Below are 534 nucleotides of genomic sequence, written 5' to 3' on the forward strand. Positions count from 1 at the left end.
TCCGCTGCCCAGGACCGCGATCTCCAGGTTCTCGCGGACGGTCAACTCGGGGTAGAAGGACGGCCGCTGGAACTTGCGCACCATGCCGGCCGAGGCCACGCGGTGAGCCGGCCAGGTGGTGATGTCCCTGCCGCGCAGGTGAATGGTCCCCCGGTCGGGCCTGACATGGCCCGACAGCATGCTGACCAGAGTGGACTTCCCCGCTCCGTTGGGGCCGATGACGCACCGGATCGCCGAGTCCGGAAGAGCCAGACTCACATCGGTGTTCGCCTGCACTCCTCCGAAGCGCTTCGAGATTCCGCGAACTTCGAGCATGGCGGTCACTGTGCCCTCCTCATCGGCAGACGGATCGCGAGGATCGTCCCCACCAGGCCACGCCGGAAGAAGGCGATGACCACGAAGAAGAGCAGTCCCAGCAGGAGCTGCCAGTAGGTGGGGATCCATGCGTTGAGCTGGTTCGACAGAGCCGAGATACCGATCGCCCCGACGATCGCCCCGAGCAGGTGCTGCCGACCGCCGATCGCCACCCAGACC

1 protein-coding gene and 1 pseudogene are annotated in these 534 nt (G+C 66.5%); both read right to left on the reverse strand.

The window, feature by feature from the left end; translation table 11 throughout:
- A partial coding sequence (locus TN53_RS42030; protein WP_159038283.1) for an ATP-binding cassette domain-containing protein occupies window positions 1–315 on the reverse strand: 315 nt, incomplete at its 3' end.
- A 5-nt stretch (window positions 316–320) separates the two neighbouring features.
- Window positions 321–534 (reverse strand): annotated as a pseudogene (locus TN53_RS47675) (urea ABC transporter permease subunit UrtC); the annotation flags it as partial.

The organism is Streptomyces sp. WM6386 (assembly GCF_000972385.1).
Taxonomy (GTDB): domain Bacteria; phylum Actinomycetota; class Actinomycetes; order Streptomycetales; family Streptomycetaceae; genus Streptomyces.